Source organism: Mycetohabitans sp. B8 (assembly GCF_021991875.1).
Taxonomy (GTDB): Bacteria; Pseudomonadota; Gammaproteobacteria; order Burkholderiales; family Burkholderiaceae; genus Mycetohabitans.
Window position 1 is genome coordinate 147,534 of sequence record NZ_JAHLKR010000001.1, and the last position, 16,342, is coordinate 163,875.

Consider the following 16,342-nt stretch of genomic DNA (forward strand, 5'->3'; position numbering starts at 1 on the left):
TTATTCGAGACACTGCTGAACATGGCGCGCATCATTCCTGACGACTGGAAACACTTGGACGCAACAGGCGCCGCAGCCCGCGAGCGCGAGACGTTGACCATGCTGGCCGAACAACTGCCAGGCGACTACACGGTCTATCACGGCGTGCATTGGACCCGCGTGAACCAAGGCTTCTCGGTATTCGGCGAAGCGGACTTCGTCGTGGTGGGCCCGTCGGGGCGCTTGATGGTGATCGAGCAAAAGTCGGGATTCTTGCGCGAGACGCCTACGGGCCTGGTCAAGGTCTACCTGCAAAAGGAACGTAATGTCGCGGTTCAGTTGGCCCGTACGATCGAAGGCCTGCATCGGCGCTTCACCGCGGCGTTCGGCGCCGGCACCTATTGCATCGAGGCGCTGCTGTATTGCCCGGACTACATCGTACGCGACCCGGGCATTGCCGGCGTCGCCCCAGAGCGCATCGTCGACGCAACGCGCAAGGACCAACTCGCCGCGGCCATCCAGCACGCGTTGCCGCCCAACGAGGCCCCATTCGACTGTGCTGCCAAGCTGCATCATTTCCTGTCCGATCACCTTGCGCTCACGCCAGACGCAAGCGCGCTGGTCGGGCAGGCGGACACGCTGGTCACGCGGCTCTCCGGCGGCCTGGCCGAATGGGCACGGCGCCTATCGTTCGAGCCGTTCAGGCTACGCGTGACCGGCACGGCGGGCTCAGGCAAGACGCAATTGGCGATCCAGGTGATGAAGGATGCGCTCGCACAGGGCCGGCGCGCACTGTACGTCTGCTTCAACCGTCCACTGGCGGACCACATCGCGCGCGTCGCGCCGCCGGGCGCGAAGGTCGCGACCTACCACCAGTTGTGCGACTGGGTCGTGCGCGACAGCGGGCAGAAGCCGGACTTTGCAGCACCGGATGTCTTCGGCTGGCTCGATGCACGCTTTGCCGACGTGCCGCCCAGTGATGCGTGGCGCTTTGATGTGATGATCGTCGACGAGGGACAGGACTTTCGTGCGCATTGGGTCGCCGCGCTGCAACGGCTGCTGGCACCGAACGGCGCATGGTGGTGGCTGGAGGACCCGATGCAGAATTTATATATGCGCGAACCGGTTCCGTTGCCGGGTTGGGTCACGCTCAATGCCTGCGTCAACTATCGTAGCCCACGCGAGATCTTTGACTACCTGCGCGAGGTCATCGGCCCGTCGTTCACCGTCGAAAGCGGCAGCCCATTCGGTGGTTCAGACGTTTCCGTGTCGACCTATGCCGGCGATGATCCACTTGAGCCGACCAAGCGGGCCATCACTCAGGCGTTGTCGCTGGGTTTTCGCAAGCAAGATATCGCGCTGCTGTCGTTCCGCGGCCGTGAAAAATCACGCTTTGCCGCACTGGAACAGCTCGGGCCGCACCGGCTGCGCAGCTTCACCGGTCGCTACGATCTGTTCGGCAACCCCGAGTACCGCGACGGCGACGTACTGTACGAATCGATCCACCGCTTTAAGGGCCAGGCCGCGCCCTGTGTGATCCTAACCGAGGTGGATTTCGATGCATTCGACGAGCGGGCCGCCCGCAAGCTTTTTGTCGGGGCAACCCGCGCCACGATGAAGCTGATCGTCGTGATGTCCGCCCGCGCCGCGGCGCGGCTGCCGCACCACTGAACGAGCTCCCTGAGGTCCCCTGACTGCCTGCTCAGCCTTATCTTGCATGGCGTCAGCAATGCTTCGCAGCACGTGTTAAAGTGCCCGCTACTCGTGAATCCATCCGCCGTGGCAGACCGGCCTCCAGCACACCATACGAATAATGCTCAAGAACACGCCCGCCCTCCCGACGACGGATGCGTACGCTCAACGCCTGGCGTTATTGGCGCAGCCCGCGCATCGCCCGTTGCTGGCGCAGGGTCTGCGCGGCGTCGAGAAGGAGAGCCTGCGGATTCAGCGCGATGGCACGCTGGCGCCCACGCCGCATCCGGCCGCATTGGGTTCGGCGCTCATGCACGAGCAGCTGACGACCGATTATTCGGAGGCGTTGCTCGAGATCATCACGCCGGCCGGGCACGCCGCCGATGCGATACTGGAGCAGCTCGATACGCTGCATCGCTACGTCTACGAATCGATTGGCGACGAGTTGCTGTGGAACGCGTCGATGCCCTGCGTGCTGCCGCCCGAGGAGCAGATCCCAATCGCGCAATACGGCACGTCGAATATTGGCCGGCTCAAGCATGTTTATCGGCGCGGGCTGGCGCTGCGCTATGGCAGGGCGATGCAATGCATCGCCGGCATTCACTACAACTTTTCGTTGCACGAGGACATTTGGCACCTGCTGCAACAACATGAGCAGGTTGAGGGCTCGCCGCTCCAGTACCAATCGGATGCCTACCTTGCGCTGATCCGCAACTTCCGCCGCAGCAGTTGGCTGCTGATGTTGCTGTTCGGCGCGTCGCCAGCGTTGTCGCACAGCTTTGTGGGCGGACGCACGCATGCGCTGGATACGTTCGATGCCGATACGCTGTTCCTGCCGTACGCGACCAGTCTGCGCATGAGTGACCTGGGCTATCAGAACACGTCCGCGCAGGCTGCATTGCGCGCGGACTACAACAGCCTGGACGGTTATCTACACAATATGGCGAACGCGGTCAGCCAGCCCTACGCGCCGTATGCGCGGTTTGGCACCCAGCGCGACGGCGAGTGGGTGCAGATCAACACCAACGTGCTGCAGATCGAAAACGAGTTCTACTCGACAATCCGTCCGAAGCGCGTCACGCAACCGGGCGAACGGCCGCTGCACGCGCTCGCGTCACGCGGCGTGCAATACATCGAGGTGCGCCTGTTGGACATCGATCCATTCGAGGCCACCGGGATCTCGGCCACCACTGCGCGTTTTGTCGAAGCGTATCTGTTGTTTTGCGCGCTAGACGCGAGTCCGTTGCTCCACGAGGCGGAGTGCACCGAAGCGGGCAACAACTTCGCCCGCGTGGTAACGCAGGGGCGGCAGCCGGGACTTGAATTGTCTCGCGGTGGCCGCCCCATGCCCTTGCGGGACTGGGCCCTCGAGTTGCTCGAGCGGATCGGGCCGGCCGCGGCGTTGCTCGACGCACAGGAAGGCGGCAGCCGATATGGCGACGCGCTGGCCGCGCAACGCGCGAAGGTCGAGGACTTCGCGCTGACCCCTTCGGCACGTGTATTGGAAGACATGCGCACGACCGGGCGCTCGTTCGTCCGCTTCGCGCTCGAGTACAGCGCGCAGCACGCCGCAGCGATGCGTGCCCGGCCGCTGCCGCGCGAGTTGCATGCCCATTACGCGGCCCTGGCGGCACGCTCGCTGCAGCAACAAGCCGAGATCGAGCGCACCGAAGCCAGCCACTTCGATCAGTTCGTCGCGGCCTACCGCGCGTATACGCTGAACCGGATCAGCATCTGATACACACCGCCAGCGCATCACTGGGTGCATCGTGCGTCACTTCAAACGTGCCCAGCGCACCATCGATCTCGACACCGCGCCGGTAGACCTGCGCATCGACGAACTCAACGCCAGGCGTCGCTTGCGCGGCAAACAAGCCCGCCATGCGATGCCAGTCGTATAGCGGCCGATAAGCGATCGACGTGGTGAACGCGTTACGCATCGATAGGTTCCGAGCCGGGCGTTGCAGCACGGACAGCACCATCGCGCCGTTCCGCGTCGAGCAACGCCGCCTTGCGTTGCAGCCCCCACCGGTAGCCGGCCAACGCACCGCTTTTCTGGACCACGCGATGACAAGGAATGACCAATGCCACCGGATTCGCGGCACATGCGGCGGCGACCGCCCGCACCGCGTTCGGCACGCCAAGTTCGGCCGCGACCTCGGTATAGCTGCGCGTCTGTCCGTACGGAATACGGCGCAGCGCGTCCCAGACGCGGCGCTGGAACGCAGTCGCCACCCCATCGAACGGCAAGTCCGTCGGATCGGCGCGTCCGTCCAAGTAGGCGTCGATACACTCGACGTAATGCGCGAGGCATTCAGGGTCGCAAACCCGCTTCGCGTTACGAAACTCTTCATGCAATGCGTGTAGCAGGGAGGCTTCGTCGTCACCGAACGCCACCTTGCACAGGCCGCGCCCGGTGGCCGCGATGAGTACCGGGCCCAGCCGGGTCGAGGCAACCGCATAGACGATCGTCATGCCGGCGCCATATTTGCGGTATGCCGACGGGGTCATGCCCAAATGCTCTCGTGCAGCATGGCGCAGCGGCGACGCAGATTCGAAGCCCGCGTCCAATGCCGCATCGGTCACGCTGCTGGCCGAGCGCAGCGTTTCGCGCAGCCGCTCAGCGCGCAAATTCGCATGGTATTGGCGCGGCGAGGTACCCATTACGCGACTGAAGACGCGCTGTAGATGGTAGGGACTCGTGTAGACCGCGTCGCCGAGTTGTGCCAGCGTGACACGCTCGTCGATCCGTTCGGCCAGCACCGAACAGGCCCGTGCGACTAATTCAACCTCACGGGGCGCGTGCAGCGGCTGGCAGCGCTTGCACGCGCGGAAGCCCGCTGCGATGGCCGCGTCGGCAGATTCGAAAAAGCGCACGTTTTCACGCCGCGGCGAACGTGACTTGCACGACGGCCGACAGAACACGCCAGTCGTGCGAACCGCAAAGAAGAAATACCCATCGGCGCACGAATCGTGTGTGCGCACCGCATCCCAACGGGCATCATCGCTCACGTAATCGCTCGGCGCGCCGCTGGGTTGACTGACTGTATCGTGCGTCATGACGCTCGAATGATACCTCTTCGGCGGCGACGCGGGCGCGCGCGCGCGCGATGAACCGGCCCGATCTGCCGGGTGGACGGGCAAAGTGGCTCGATCATTCATGATGGACCCTGGTATGGATGGCATGTCATCCACTTTATCGATGCCGCCGTACACGGGCGACACGTATCTTGCGCTGTCATTCGGTAGGAATAAAGCGCCTGGTCGAACAGATCAATCGCCGATTGATAGAAGACTTACTCTAAAATTTCCACGCCAAGATGTTGCATTGCAGCACCCGAATCAGTATAGTGGGAACCGTCTCCTCCATGTCTCCTCCTGATATGGATTCAGCCCACTCGACGAGTGGGCTTTTTTTATGTCGCTGCCACGCACAGTACGCGAATCCGTCGTTCCAAGTCCTTCCCCATCGTAACGATGGGGCTTTGCCCAACATGGCGCTGTCCATGAACGAATCCAACGACCGCTTACCGCCATGTCAGTCGCTGCCCGCGTCCCTGTCCAATACGCCGGTCAGCGCCGCCCGGTGGCATCGCCGCGTGCTCGCGCTGGCGGTACCGATCATCCTGGCAAACCTGACCCAGCCGATCCTCAGCGCGGTGGACACGGCCGTCGCGGGCCACCTACCGGACCCGGCGTATCTGGGGGCGGTCGCCGCGGGCGGCCTGTTCTTCAATTTCGTTTTCTGGGGCTTCGGCTTTCTTCGCATGGGCACCACCGGGCTCACGGCGCAGGCATTCGGCGCATGCGACCCCGCCGCGTTGCGCGCGACGCTGCTGCGCGCGTTGGCACTGGCGATCGTGATCGGCCTAGCCGTGCTCGCGTCGCGCACGCCATTGATCGGTGCCGCGTTGCGCCTCATCGGCGGCAGCGATGCGCTGCAGCAGTACGCGAGCGACTATAGCCACGCGCGGATCTGGGCCGCCCCATTGGCACTGTGCAACTATGTGATACTGGGTTTTCTGCTGGGCTGCCAGCACGTGCGCGTCGCGTTGTTCATTCAACTGTTCATTAATGCCGTCAATGTGGCGGCGGTACTGCTGTACGTCTATGTTTTCGACTGGAGCATCGCCGGTATCGGCGCGGCTACCGCGACAGCCGACGCATGCGGCTTCGCGCTGGGCGCGTATCTGCTGTGGCGACAGCGACCGCGCGCGCTGCCGCCATTGCGCTGGGCCACGCTTTTAAATACCGACGCGCTGCGGCGATTGGTTGCGCTCAATCGCGATCTCTTCGTGCGTACGCTGTGCCTGCTGACATGTTTCGGCTGGTTTGCGCACGCCGGCGCAGCGCAGGGCGACCTGGTGCTGGCGGCCAACGCACTGTTGCTGAACTTCCAGACCTTCATGGCCTATGCACTCGACGGATTCGCTCATGCCGCCGAGGTGCTGGTCGGGACCGCCATCGGCGCACGCCAACGCGATGCCTTCCGTCAGGCCGTGCGGACCACAATGGTGTGGGGCGGACTCGGCGCACTGGTTTTTTCGCTAGTCTACGCGAGCGGCGGCGAATGGATCATCGGCTGCCTGACCGATCAGCATGCGGTCCGCGATACGGCCGTGCGCTTTCTGCCGTGGGCCGCGGCACTGCCGGTCATCTCCGTCTGGGGGTTCCTATTTGATGGCGTGTTCATCGGCGCCACGCGCACGCGGGACCTCATGTGGGCTATGGCAATATCGCTCGCCGTGTTCATGCTGGGCTCGGTGACACTGTCCGGCCCGTTTGGCAACGATGGGCTATGGGCGTCACTGCTACTGTTCATGGCGGCGCGCGGTATCACGCTGGCGCGCGTGTTGCCACGTATCGACGCGCAATTGACAGGACCGCCCGGCGCCGCGTCGAATCAAAAGGCCTGATCGGTCGACAGCTTTTCCCATAGGCTGATGCCGCCTTTGCCGCTGCGACCGCATGGCCTCAGTTGCATGTCGGACGAATAACGTTGTACAGCGGCTTGATAGCTTATACGAAAAGTTCTCGTGCTATGCGCAATCAAACAATCCAATGCACCGCGGCGCACGGTGCGTCGGCGATAATCCGGTCATGCTCGACGAGCATCGCACAACGACGGAGGACACTTTCATGGGCAACGCTGTATCGATCGCGCTGATTGTTGGCGGTATCGTGCTGTTGTATTTCGGCGGCACATCACTGCACTCGTTCAGCAATGACATATCGCGCCTGTTCACCGGCATGCCAACCGACCGTACCATCACGCTGCTCGCCGCCGGTGCGGTGGCATTGGTTGCCGGCATCATCGGACTTGCGCTCGGGTCGCGGCGCTAACGCACGCGGGACCGGCGCGTGAGCACGCGTGGCACACCCAGTCCAGATGCCACGCGTGCGCACTGCCCGCCATCGCTTACAGTGGTACTTCCGGCTTGGCCGCCGAGCGCGTGCCCGGCACCGGGGTGTTACTGACGCCATGGTAGGTAAAGACCAGCGAGAACTTGACGTTGTCAGTCAGGTTCTTGCCCGCTGAATGTAACGTGTTGCAGTGAAAGAACACCACGTCGCCCGGGTTCAGCGCCGGGGAAACCGCCGTGCTGATCAGCGCTGCATTCTCGGGCACGTCCGCGCGGAAGAACTTCGCTTCGTCAAAATGCTCCGAGGCAAAATCCACCGCGTGCGAGCCGGGCACGAACCACAGCGCGCCGTTCTCCACGGTCTCCGTACCGAGCGCGAGCCACACTGATACGAGGTCCTCGCGCTTGAATGCCCAGTACCGGACGTCGCGATGCCAGCCCGTCAGACTGCCGTATGTCGGGTGCTTGGTCATCATGCAATTGTGATGCGCGCGCGAAAGCGCCACCTGCTCGCCAAAATACAATTCCATCCAGCCGCGTATTTCCGTTGACGTGGCCCACTGTTGATACAGTGCATTGCGCGCGTATGCGTCGAGCAAACGGCGTACCGTATGGCCGCCGGGCGCAGCGTGCGACTGCGGTGCGCCGGGATAGCGCAAATCCGCCTCGAATTCGACCGGCCCCTGTGGCTGCGCCAGCTCGGCACGCGCCGCCTGCTTGATCGCCTCGCAACGCTCGGCCGGCAACAACCCGGGCACGACGACAAAACCGTGCTGCCTCAGCAACTCGACCTGCCCTCTCTTTGAGAAATGCTCCGCCATCGCATATCCGGTTCAATGACTTTGATTGCGTTGATTTTACGTGCAGTACACGTCGCATGCTTCCAACCCTGTTTTTACCCGCTGAACTCACACGCGGCAGCGTGGTCCGTGTCACTGTCGGGTAAGCTATTTCGGGTGTACGCTGAATCCGTTAACACTGCAAACTAGCGCTGCGGCGCTTCCAATCTCGAGTCAATGATCATGTCAGCCCGTTTGTCTAAACGCATGTCCGTCACTGTCTGGCATGCCGCTCACATCACGCGTATCGCCCAACGGCGCGCCGCGCGCTCGCTGCGTCACCACGTCGCACGCACACGCGCGCTGGCTGCGCGTTTGTCGCGTGATATCGCGCAGCGTTGGAGCGGCAACGTACGCGCGTGGGTGCACTCGCTCGTCCATCTGCGTCTGCACAGCATCTGGCGTGCCTCGTTGGGCCGCTCAATGCGCGTCGCGCCGGCGCGGGCGCTGCGCCATCCGCGCCAAGCGCCCCGCCTTCGTCTGGTGCGCGCGCCGCGCCGCCATGCCCCCCCGTGCGGCCCCTGGTCGCCGTATTTCGGCGGCCGCTGAGCAATGTCAGCCTCGGACACCGGCGCCACGCCGGCGGCGCGTGACACATACACGATGCCCGCGGCGATGCCTACCTGCATCATGGCCACGGCGCGCCGCCCGTCGAGCCGTGCCGACATCAGCTGCCCAAGGCCTCGGAAGCGGCGGTCAGCGGCGCCACCGACCCGGCTTCGGTATCGAGTCGCGCAACGTCCCAGTCACCGCCGAGCGCCTTGATCAGTCCAACCGACGCGGTCATGCGCTGGCCAGCCAGCGACTGCAATGTCTGCCGCGCGGACAGCAGGCTCGCCTGTGCGGTGAGCACCGACAAGTACGCGGCAGTGCCAGCCTTGTATTGGTTGAGCACGATGTCCAACGCCTGCTGGGCCGAATCGACGCTAGCTTGTTGCAGCGCGATCTGCTGCTCCAAGATTCGCAACGAGGTCAGGTTGTCCTCGACATCCTGGAGTGCCGCCAGCACGGTCTGCCGGTACACCGCGACCTGCTCGTCGTAGGCGGCACGCGCCGCGTCAACTTTCGCGCTGCGCAAACCTCCATCGAAGATTGTCACGGCCAACTCCGGGCCGAGTAACCAGAACCGCGACGGCGCCCGCAGCAACTGCGCCAGCATCGAACTGGAGGATCCCCCTTGCGCCGACAACGTCAGCGACGGGAAGAACGCGGCCATCGCCACGCCGATCTGCTCGTTGGCCGCGGCAGCCTTGCGCTCGGCGGACGCAACATCCGGGCGGCGCTCGAGCAGCGCACTGGGCACCGATACCGGGATCGCCGGGGGGGTCACGTCAAGCGGCGCGGGCGGCAGCGAGAATGTCGAGGCGGGCTCGCCGACCAGCACGGCGATCGCGTGTTCATATCGTGCCCGGGCGATACCGTTGCCAAGCGCGGCGGATTGCGCCGACTGCAACTGTGTTTGCGCGTAGATCACGTCCGAGCGCGGCACGATGCCTTGCCTGTATCGGTTTTGGGTCAATTCGAGCGTGCGCTGATACGCGGCCACAGTCTCGTCAAGCACCTTTTGTTGCGCGTCCGACGTGCGCAGCAGGTAATAATTCTGCGCCAATGTCGCCTGCGCGGACAGCCGCGCATTGGCAAGATCGGCCGCAGCCGCCTGCTGCGCTGCCTTCTGCGACGCCACCGCGCGGGCAATCCCACCCCACAGGTCCGCCTCCCATGATGCATCCAGCGGCGTGCTAAAACTGTTCGATATGCGCGAGCCGCCGGTCGCCACCGCGCTTGTCGTCGTGCCGCGCGACGCGCTGCCCGACCCGACACGGCTGCCGGAAGCCGACCCGCTGAGTGTCGGGAACCCGCTTGCGCGCGCCTCGTCGGTCAGCGCGCGCGCCTGCCGGTAAGCCGCGGCGAACTGCGCAACGGTCTGGTTTGCGGCATTGAGCCGGCCCATCAACGCGTCCAGTTGCGTATCGCGATAAAGGGCCCACCAATTGCCACGGTCCTGCTGATCGGCGGGTTGCGCCACTTTCCAGCCGGGCGCGGCCTCCTTGAAACTCGACGGCACCACGATGTTCGGACGCGTGTAGTTGGAACCTACCGCGCAGCCGGTGAGCAGTAAGGCAAACGCCAGCGCGCAGCGCAGAACAGGGACGCGGCGCGGCACGGCGGCGCCGCGTTGCACCGCCGGAAAATTGCAAAAGTCCAAATGCATTGAAATTCCTGTAACCGGACGCGGCGCTCGGCCCGTGGAACGGTCTGCCGCACAATGCGAAGCATAAACCGCCCGATACGCCAGCGCGTTGTCTGCGTGGCCACCTACGTTACAGGCGTTTACGGCTCAGGCGCGCTGCGGATGCAGGTGATGATCGAGCCACGACACCGCCAGCACGCCGATCGCCCCGCCCGGCAACGCGAATAACGGGATGTTCAACGCGCGGTTTCAGCGCGCAAAGGTAATCGCGTAGGTCGTGTCATCGATACGGCGACCCAGCAGGTTCAACAGCCCGGTTAGGCTGCCACGGGCCTCGCTCGTCGAACGGGCCGTGCCCTTGAACGCGAAACGCCCTTGCCGCCACTGCCCGGCGCCGTCCAGTTGCAGCGGGCCGCTCAGCGTCGCCAGTTGCAGCGTCGCCGCCGGGCCTTGCCCAAGCAGCGTGACCCGATAGCTGCCAAGTGGCCGGACCGGCGACACGCGCGAGGCCATGTCGGTCAGCAGCACGGTGAGCTGTCCATACGCCTGCTGATTGAGCACGCGCAGGTCAGTCCAGGACAACCGCACGTCGCCTTGCAAATCCAGCGTATTGAACGGTGCGCCCAGACCCGCAAGCAACGTGGCGGGTAACACCAGCGAACCGGCGCCGAGCACGGCCTGGCTGCGCGACGCGTCCAGCGTGACCGGCTGAGGCATCGCTTCGGTATGCTGCAGCGTCATGTGCAAGCGGCCGCCGAACAGCGGCCAAAAGGCGGTGTGCCATTCAACCCGGCCGGGCAGCAGCGTCGAATTGGCGCGCTCGCTGCCGGGGGCCAGCAGCAGTGTGGCCGACCCATGCCACAGCGAGCCAGCCGGGTCCACCAGGTTCACATACCCGCCAGTGGCCCGCCCGAACTGTGGCGTGATCCACGCGGCGGGCGCGATGCATAACAGTGTGATGAGCGCCGCCAGGCCGCCCGCGACGATCCAAGGCAGCGCGCGCGCAATTCGGCGCCAGAGAAAAATCATCGTGGGTCCCGTCGGATCACTTCCTATTAGCCGGCTGCAGCGTCGCGGTGACGTCCACTTGGCCGTCGTCCTTCAATGCACTGACATGCGCCTGCGAAGCCTTGACCTTGAACTGCCGACGCACGTCGTCCAGCCACGCAAGCCAACTGCCAAACTGCGCGTTCTTCAATTGAAGTTGGACGTTGGGGCCTGCCACGTTCAACTGCGTCGCCACCAGTCCACGTTGCGCGAGCGACGCGGCCAACGCCTCCTTAAGCGCATTGCCGGTGGGCGTGCTACCCTGCGCCCGCGCAGCGAGTAGGCGGGCCTCGCTCGCATCGGCCGTCATCTGCGCCAGGCGACGCTGCATCGCGGGCAAGTCAGCGCGCAGCGTTGCGCGGCCACTCAGCGCGGGATCCAACACCAACCAATACAGCACGACTAGGGCCAGCACGGTGCCGCCAATCGTGATCAGCTTCTTCTCGCGCGGCGCACGCTCACCCCAAAAATCGTCCAGAGCCGTCGCCACGGCGCTTTTCCCTTTCATCGCGCACTCCTGATTGTCCATTTGCCGGTGCTGGTGTCCATCTCGCCGGTTACGCCATGGCGAGCCAGGCGCTGCGTCAGTCCGTCGTCGACGGCGACCGACGGCTTGAATGTCACCTCCAGCGAGCGGTTGCGATAGTCCAACTGTGCGATCGTATTGGACGGCACGGGCCCCAGCGAGCGGGCAAGCGCATCGGCCAGAGACAGGAAATCGTCCGGCGCCGGCTCGCCGGCAGCCAGCCGCAACTGATCCAGTTGCCGCGTCATCTGATCAGCCGGATCGAGTACAACCGTGGTTTTCGGAAAGGCGCTGAGCAACAACTCGGTCATCTGCGCATTGATTGCATCACGCTGCCGCGCCAGCATCAGCCATTGCACGTTCACGCCAATCACCGCGACAACAATCGACGCGAGCGCGAGCGCGATCGGCAAGCGCCAGCGCGCGAGCGTGGCGCCGGACAGGTTCCACAATTGCGGCGCGAACTCGAACTGGCATAGGTCAAACTCTTGCGCCAGCGCGTTGTGTGCCAGCGTCTCGAACGTCAGCGGCAGGGCCTCGACATGCGTGGTCGGCGCCGCCGCGTCATTGCCGCCACGGCTGGCGTGCGGCTCACTGCCCGGCACCTCAGTGAGCCGGTAAAGGGTAACCGGCGCATCGGCGGCCAGAGCGGCAAGCGTGGGCTCCAGCGCATTGACCGGCACCGCAAACCCCTCGCCAAGCGCACCGCGCGCCAGCGCCAGTTCACAATGCGGCCCGAACACGCCAGCCAGCTCGCCCGGTTCGCCGAGTAGCGCGGCCGGCTCCGTGCGCACGACATTGCCGAGAATCGCGGCGACGATCGGCAAATGCGCGGGAGCGCTGGGCTCGTCACCCGCCTCAATATTGGACGGGCCTGCGTCGTCGCCGGCCGCGACCCGGGGCAGTGCCGCGCCGGCGGCAGCCTGCGAGTCAACTTTGTCCAGTCCGTGCTGCACGGCGCCCGGTTGCGGCAGACATCGCGTGACCGGCACCGCACGCAGCGATGTGTGGCCGGCGCTGCGAAACGCATCACAGATGAAGCGGAACCAGCCGCGGTCGATCACGGCAATCACGCGCTTGCCATCGATCGGCCCGGCCGGATCGAGCGCGATGTGGCAGGTCTGCGCATCCTGGATCAGGTGGTCCTCGATGACATTGGGCAATGCCTGGCGCAAGCGCGGGCCCTTGAGCGGCGGAATGGTCGCGGCCAGCATCAGCAAGTCGCGCGCGGCCAGCATCAGCACGGTACGCGTGGCGCGCGGCAGCAACGCCAGCGACGCGCGGCCAGCGCGTTGAGTCCGGCCTTGCTTGTCGAGCAGCAGGAACGGCAGATCCGGCAGTTGCCATTCCTGCGACGGCACCGCCGGGTCACGCGGCGGCAGTTGGACGATCAGCGTGGTCAAGAAGCAGTCCTCGTTCGATGACGGGGTTGAATGGCAGGGCAAGGAACCGCGACGCAGGGCTGGCGCATCACTCGTCCCTCACACTGACGACGCGCGTGGTCTTGGTCAACGCGTCGCGGTATATCAAAGTCGTACGGATCAATTCGGCGCGCTCATGCTGGACTGTGCCATGCACGATGAAGTAGTGCGTGTCGACGCCGATTGTGTTTAGGTTCTTCTTCACCTCGGGGATGCCAGCCGCTTGTAACGCGAGCTGCACGTCGCCCATATTGCGAAAGAACACTGTGCTGCGGCGCGCCACCAGCGCTTGCGCCGCACCGATCGACATACCCGGTATGGTGGCGGCGATCACTTCGGCGCTGGCGGTATTCATGTTGAGCATCGTGCGGGTTGGCAGCACGCTCACAAACGGCTTAAGGCGCGCGGCCATCTCCGGCGTGAAACCGGCCACATCCAGCAGCGCGGTTGCATCGACCATCTGGATCGGCCGGCGCGCGGACGCATCGTCGCCGCCTTCGAGTCCCGGCTTGTCAGTCAACTCGCCGCCAATCGCCGAGCCAGCCGCTGCCTGTTGAGCGGGCACGCCACTCGCCCCAAGCGGCGCCTGTGCATTCATCTGAAAGCGCGTCGCGGAACCCGCCAAGCTGTCGCGCATCGCACTGGCGACACGACCGGCCAATTGTCCATCCAACCCCAGCAACGACAGCAGTCGCTGGAACGCCAGCAGTTGGTTCGGGTCGACCGCGATCACGCCGGGGCGTGTAATGGTGGCCAGGTTGCGCAAGTTAAATCGTGCCTGCGCGTCCTCGATCGAACCGGACAGGTACGTTGCGGCCCCTTCCTCGGCACGTACCTCGCCGATCTGGCCAAGGAAGTCAGACAGACGTGTGCGTGCAATGGGCACACCCCAAATACCACCCAGGTAGGTGAAGCCCGGCGAGGTGTCGCCCTCGCTGCGCAGAATCAGCCGCGTCCAATCGGTCGCGCCGCGCGAAATCCAGCGCGCCTGAGCCAGTAGCCGCTGGTTCTCGATCCGTCGGATCTGCACCTGCTGCCGCCACAGCATCCCGGAGACCAGAATGGCCGCGAGTGTGACCACGAACAGCGCCGTGATGATCGCGGCGCCGCGCTCGGCGCGCATGCGCCGTGGCGGTCGAGCACAATGTAGAAGGTTTGGACGGCGATGGGCGCGCATCGTCATTCCCCGATTAACAGGACGCGCGTGAGCGGCGCGCCGACCTGCTGTGCGCGCAGCGTCACCTCCAGCCCCGTGGCCGCGCGCAGCAGCGGCGCGGCGTTCAAGCCCGGTATCTTCAGGTTATTCATGCGCTTTGCGATGGTCGCATCGACGTCGGCCATGGAATGGGTCCAGCCGACTTGCGGCACGAACAGACGCATGCGCATCGCGCCGACACCGCCAATCAGTGACACCTTGCTCCAGCCCTCGGAGCTGCCGCGCAGCGCACTGCGCAATTGTCCCTGCGTGGCGATCGGCGGCGACGCGAGACGGATGATTTGCCCATTGTCGAGTCGGTAACGCACCACTTGCAGCCGCGGCGCGCTGTCCTGGGCGAAGAGCAGGCGCACGATGCGCAACTCGCCATTGCCGATTGCCACCGCCGCGGCGCCCGCCTGGTCATCGGTGGCCGCCTGTCGAGCGTCTGCGCGCAGCTGATCGAACAGCTGCGCCAGGACGCGCTCATCCTCCATCGAGCGGCTGATCGCCTCGCGACTGCGCGTGATCGAATCCAGCCCGCGCCACGACAGCACGGCGATCACCGCTAGGATCGCGATCGCGACCAGCAGTTCGATCAGCGTGAAGCCACGCTGCTGGTCAAAGCGAGCGGCCTGTTTCATTGGCGATGACCGTAACCATTTGCACCAAGTAGCCCGACTGCCCCGGAGTGGCGACAAACACCTCGACGCGCCGGAAGATCGGATTGGGGGTGGCCGATACCCGCCGCGTGCAATTCAACGTGAGATTGCCCTGTGAGCAGTCGAACGTGCGCGAGCCGATATCGGGCCACGCCTTCATCAAATGCAGCCTGGCCAGTTCGTTGTCCGCACTCCAGCCCGCATACATGCGCTTGTCCAACTCGCTGCTATTGACGGCCAGCACGCCGACCGCACGCAACGATGCGGCAAGCGCGATCGCGATGATCGCCAACGCGATCAGCACCTCGATCATCGTGAACCCGCGTGTGCCGCGCCTCATTTCAACGTACCTCGAAGCGGCCATTGCCATTGCCAACGATGCTGACCTGGCCGATCGCCGAATAAAGGGTGACCTGCACCGGCATGTCGATGCTCTCCACCCCGAACACAATCCGGCTGGCCGTCTCGTCCGATCCTGGATACTGTATCGCCACCCCGGTCACTTCCGTATCCCAGCGACGCGGCGCGAGCAGGTCGTCACGCAGCGCACGCCAGCCATCCGCGGTGCGTGCCTCGAAGCGATAGCCGTGCGCCACCGGCACCCAGGCAATCGGCTGGGAACGCACCTGCGCCTCGTCGCCGGCCGACTCGAACAGCAACGCCAGACGTTGCGCCTGCTCATTCAGATCCGTGCGCGGATTGCGTGTCATCGTCAGCGTCGCCATCGATACCAGGAGGCCCGCAATCACCAGCACCACTAGCATTTCCAGCAGCGTGAAGCCGGCCATCGCGCGCATACCTCGGCGCGGCTGCACGCGGCCGGCATCGCGCGCCGCGGCGCCACGGGCGATCATCGCCACGCCCATCACACGGGCCATCTATTGCGCGCCGGCTCGCGCATTACTGCCACGAGCCGATGTCGGCGTCGTTGCCCTCGCCGCCCGGCTTACCATCGGCGCCATAGCTGAACACGTCGATTTCGCCGTGCACGCCCGGGTTCAGGTACTGGTACGGGTTACCCCAAGGATCATTCGGCAGCTTCTCGAGGTAGCCCCCTTCCTTCCAATTGTTTGGCACCGGATCCGTCGACGGCTTCTGGATCAACGCACGCAAACCTTGCTCCTGTGTCGGATACCGGCCGTTGTCGAGCCGGTACAGCTTCAGCGCATCCATGATCGTATGGATGTCCTGGCCCGCCGCCACGCGGCGTGCCTGGTCGGGACGACTCATGATCTTGGGCACCACCAGGGCGGCCAAGATCCCAAGAATCGCGATCACGACCATGATCTCAATCAGCGTGAATCCACGCTGGCGGCGCGCCGGCGTGCCGGCCTGGCGGCGAATCGTTGGTCTTGCGTATTGCATTCCTACCTCGTTACTCGGTTACTTGAATTGACTGGAAAAAAGTTAACGCGACGCGCCGGTGC

17 protein-coding genes are annotated in these 16,342 nt (G+C 64.6%); 5 read left to right on the forward strand and 12 right to left on the reverse strand.

Annotated features, from left to right (window positions below; translation table 11 throughout):
- Window positions 1-21 precede the first annotated feature (21 nt).
- Complete coding sequence (locus tag KQH60_RS00615) at window positions 22-1,650, forward strand: ATP-binding domain-containing protein (RefSeq protein WP_237574599.1); 1,629 nt, start codon at window positions 22-24, stop codon at window positions 1,648-1,650.
- A 142-nt stretch (window positions 1,651-1,792) separates the two neighbouring features.
- Entirely contained in the window at window positions 1,793-3,409 is a 1,617-nt protein-coding gene (gshA, locus tag KQH60_RS00620; protein WP_237574600.1) for a glutamate--cysteine ligase, read from the forward strand.
- Here the strand turns inward: gshA and KQH60_RS00625 are convergent.
- On the reverse strand, window positions 3,399-3,611 hold the full coding sequence (locus KQH60_RS00625) for an AlkA N-terminal domain-containing protein (RefSeq protein WP_237574602.1): 213 nt from the start codon (window positions 3,609-3,611) through the stop codon (window positions 3,399-3,401). The genes gshA and KQH60_RS00625 overlap by 11 nt on opposite strands.
- Window positions 3,604-4,731: a bifunctional DNA-binding transcriptional regulator/O6-methylguanine-DNA methyltransferase Ada gene (gene ada, locus KQH60_RS00630; protein WP_237574604.1), complete on the reverse strand. Its 1,128-nt coding sequence runs from the start codon at window positions 4,729-4,731 to the stop codon at window positions 3,604-3,606. The genes KQH60_RS00625 and ada overlap by 8 nt, the downstream gene beginning before the upstream one ends.
- A gap of 446 nt (window positions 4,732-5,177) precedes the next feature.
- Between ada and KQH60_RS00635 the strand changes: the two genes are divergently transcribed.
- Complete coding sequence (locus KQH60_RS00635; RefSeq protein WP_237574605.1) at window positions 5,178-6,587, forward strand: MATE family efflux transporter; 1,410 nt, start codon at window positions 5,178-5,180, stop codon at window positions 6,585-6,587.
- A 223-nt stretch (window positions 6,588-6,810) separates the two neighbouring features.
- The gene (locus tag KQH60_RS00640; RefSeq protein WP_237574606.1) at window positions 6,811-7,014 is read left to right on the forward strand and encodes a DUF3185 family protein; all 204 of its coding nucleotides are present in this window, start codon (window positions 6,811-6,813) and stop codon (window positions 7,012-7,014) included.
- Window positions 7,015-7,090: 76 nt separating this feature from the next.
- On the opposite strand, the gene KQH60_RS00645 is transcribed toward KQH60_RS00640, so the two are convergent.
- Window positions 7,091-7,855 (reverse strand): phytanoyl-CoA dioxygenase family protein, encoded by a 765-nt coding sequence (locus tag KQH60_RS00645; RefSeq protein ID WP_237574607.1) that lies wholly within the window; start codon window positions 7,853-7,855, stop codon window positions 7,091-7,093.
- 201 nt (window positions 7,856-8,056) lie between these two features.
- Between KQH60_RS00645 and KQH60_RS00650 the strand changes: the two genes are divergently transcribed.
- Complete coding sequence (locus KQH60_RS00650; protein ID WP_237574609.1) at window positions 8,057-8,422, forward strand: hypothetical protein; 366 nt, start codon at window positions 8,057-8,059, stop codon at window positions 8,420-8,422.
- A gap of 118 nt (window positions 8,423-8,540) precedes the next feature.
- On the opposite strand, the gene KQH60_RS00655 is transcribed toward KQH60_RS00650, so the two are convergent.
- From KQH60_RS00655 to gspG, 9 genes are all read right to left on the reverse strand, one after another.
- Window positions 8,541-10,085, reverse strand: a complete 1,545-nt coding sequence (locus tag KQH60_RS00655) for an efflux transporter outer membrane subunit (protein WP_237574610.1) — start codon at window positions 10,083-10,085, stop codon at window positions 8,541-8,543.
- A gap of 228 nt (window positions 10,086-10,313) precedes the next feature.
- Window positions 10,314-11,093 (reverse strand): type II secretion system protein N, encoded by a 780-nt coding sequence (locus tag KQH60_RS00660; protein WP_237574611.1) that lies wholly within the window; start codon window positions 11,091-11,093, stop codon window positions 10,314-10,316.
- A gap of 16 nt (window positions 11,094-11,109) precedes the next feature.
- Complete coding sequence (gene gspM, locus KQH60_RS00665; protein ID WP_237574613.1) at window positions 11,110-11,640, reverse strand: type II secretion system protein GspM; 531 nt, start codon at window positions 11,638-11,640, stop codon at window positions 11,110-11,112.
- Window positions 11,616-13,040: a type II secretion system protein GspL gene (gene gspL, locus KQH60_RS00670; RefSeq protein ID WP_237574615.1), complete on the reverse strand. Its 1,425-nt coding sequence runs from the start codon at window positions 13,038-13,040 to the stop codon at window positions 11,616-11,618. Before gspL ends, gspM begins: the two co-directional genes overlap by 25 nt.
- 67 nt (window positions 13,041-13,107) lie before the next feature.
- Entirely contained in the window at window positions 13,108-14,181 is a 1,074-nt protein-coding gene (gspK, locus tag KQH60_RS00675; RefSeq protein ID WP_237574616.1) for a type II secretion system minor pseudopilin GspK, read from the reverse strand.
- Window positions 14,182-14,237: 56 nt separating this feature from the next.
- Window positions 14,238-14,897 (reverse strand): type II secretion system protein J, encoded by a 660-nt coding sequence (locus KQH60_RS00680; RefSeq protein WP_237574617.1) that lies wholly within the window; start codon window positions 14,895-14,897, stop codon window positions 14,238-14,240.
- The gene (gene gspI, locus KQH60_RS00685; RefSeq protein ID WP_237574619.1) at window positions 14,875-15,285 is read right to left on the reverse strand and encodes a type II secretion system minor pseudopilin GspI; all 411 of its coding nucleotides are present in this window, start codon (window positions 15,283-15,285) and stop codon (window positions 14,875-14,877) included. The genes KQH60_RS00680 and gspI overlap by 23 nt, the downstream gene beginning before the upstream one ends.
- Window positions 15,257-15,793, reverse strand: coding sequence for a GspH/FimT family pseudopilin (locus tag KQH60_RS00690; protein ID WP_237574621.1), 537 nt, complete (start codon window positions 15,791-15,793; stop codon window positions 15,257-15,259). The genes gspI and KQH60_RS00690 overlap by 29 nt, the downstream gene beginning before the upstream one ends.
- Before the next feature lie 22 nt (window positions 15,794-15,815).
- On the reverse strand, window positions 15,816-16,280 hold the full coding sequence (gspG, locus tag KQH60_RS00695) for a type II secretion system major pseudopilin GspG (RefSeq protein WP_237574622.1): 465 nt from the start codon (window positions 16,278-16,280) through the stop codon (window positions 15,816-15,818).
- Window positions 16,281-16,342 lie beyond the last annotated feature (62 nt).

Excerpts from the sequence above, each read along its gene's own strand:
- KQH60_RS00615 (WP_237574599.1), top strand. The coding sequence starts at position 22 with ATGGCGCGCATCATTCCTGACGACTGGAAACACTTGGACGCAACAGGC.
- gshA (WP_237574600.1), top strand. The coding sequence starts at position 1,793 with ATGCTCAAGAACACGCCCGCCCTCCCGACGACGGATGCGTACGCTCAA.
- KQH60_RS00625 (WP_237574602.1), bottom strand. The coding sequence starts at position 3,611 with ATGCGTAACGCGTTCACCACGTCGATCGCTTATCGGCCGCTATACGAC.
- ada (WP_237574604.1), bottom strand. The coding sequence starts at position 4,731 with ATGACGCACGATACAGTCAGTCAACCCAGCGGCGCGCCGAGCGATTAC.
- KQH60_RS00635 (WP_237574605.1), top strand. The coding sequence starts at position 5,178 with ATGAACGAATCCAACGACCGCTTACCGCCATGTCAGTCGCTGCCCGCG.
- KQH60_RS00640 (WP_237574606.1), top strand. The coding sequence starts at position 6,811 with ATGGGCAACGCTGTATCGATCGCGCTGATTGTTGGCGGTATCGTGCTG.
- KQH60_RS00645 (WP_237574607.1), bottom strand. The coding sequence starts at position 7,855 with ATGGCGGAGCATTTCTCAAAGAGAGGGCAGGTCGAGTTGCTGAGGCAG.
- KQH60_RS00650 (WP_237574609.1), top strand. The coding sequence starts at position 8,057 with ATGTCAGCCCGTTTGTCTAAACGCATGTCCGTCACTGTCTGGCATGCC.
- KQH60_RS00655 (WP_237574610.1), bottom strand. The coding sequence starts at position 10,085 with ATGCATTTGGACTTTTGCAATTTTCCGGCGGTGCAACGCGGCGCCGCC.
- KQH60_RS00660 (WP_237574611.1), bottom strand. The coding sequence starts at position 11,093 with ATGATTTTTCTCTGGCGCCGAATTGCGCGCGCGCTGCCTTGGATCGTC.
- gspM (WP_237574613.1), bottom strand. The coding sequence starts at position 11,640 with ATGGACAATCAGGAGTGCGCGATGAAAGGGAAAAGCGCCGTGGCGACG.
- gspK (WP_237574616.1), bottom strand. The coding sequence starts at position 14,181 with ATGCGCGCCGAGCGCGGCGCCGCGATCATCACGGCGCTGTTCGTGGTC.
- KQH60_RS00680 (WP_237574617.1), bottom strand. The coding sequence starts at position 14,897 with ATGAAACAGGCCGCTCGCTTTGACCAGCAGCGTGGCTTCACGCTGATC.
- gspI (WP_237574619.1), bottom strand. The coding sequence starts at position 15,285 with ATGGCAATGGCCGCTTCGAGGTACGTTGAAATGAGGCGCGGCACACGC.
- KQH60_RS00690 (WP_237574621.1), bottom strand. The coding sequence starts at position 15,793 with ATGGCCCGTGTGATGGGCGTGGCGATGATCGCCCGTGGCGCCGCGGCG.
- gspG (WP_237574622.1), bottom strand. The coding sequence starts at position 16,280 with ATGCAATACGCAAGACCAACGATTCGCCGCCAGGCCGGCACGCCGGCG.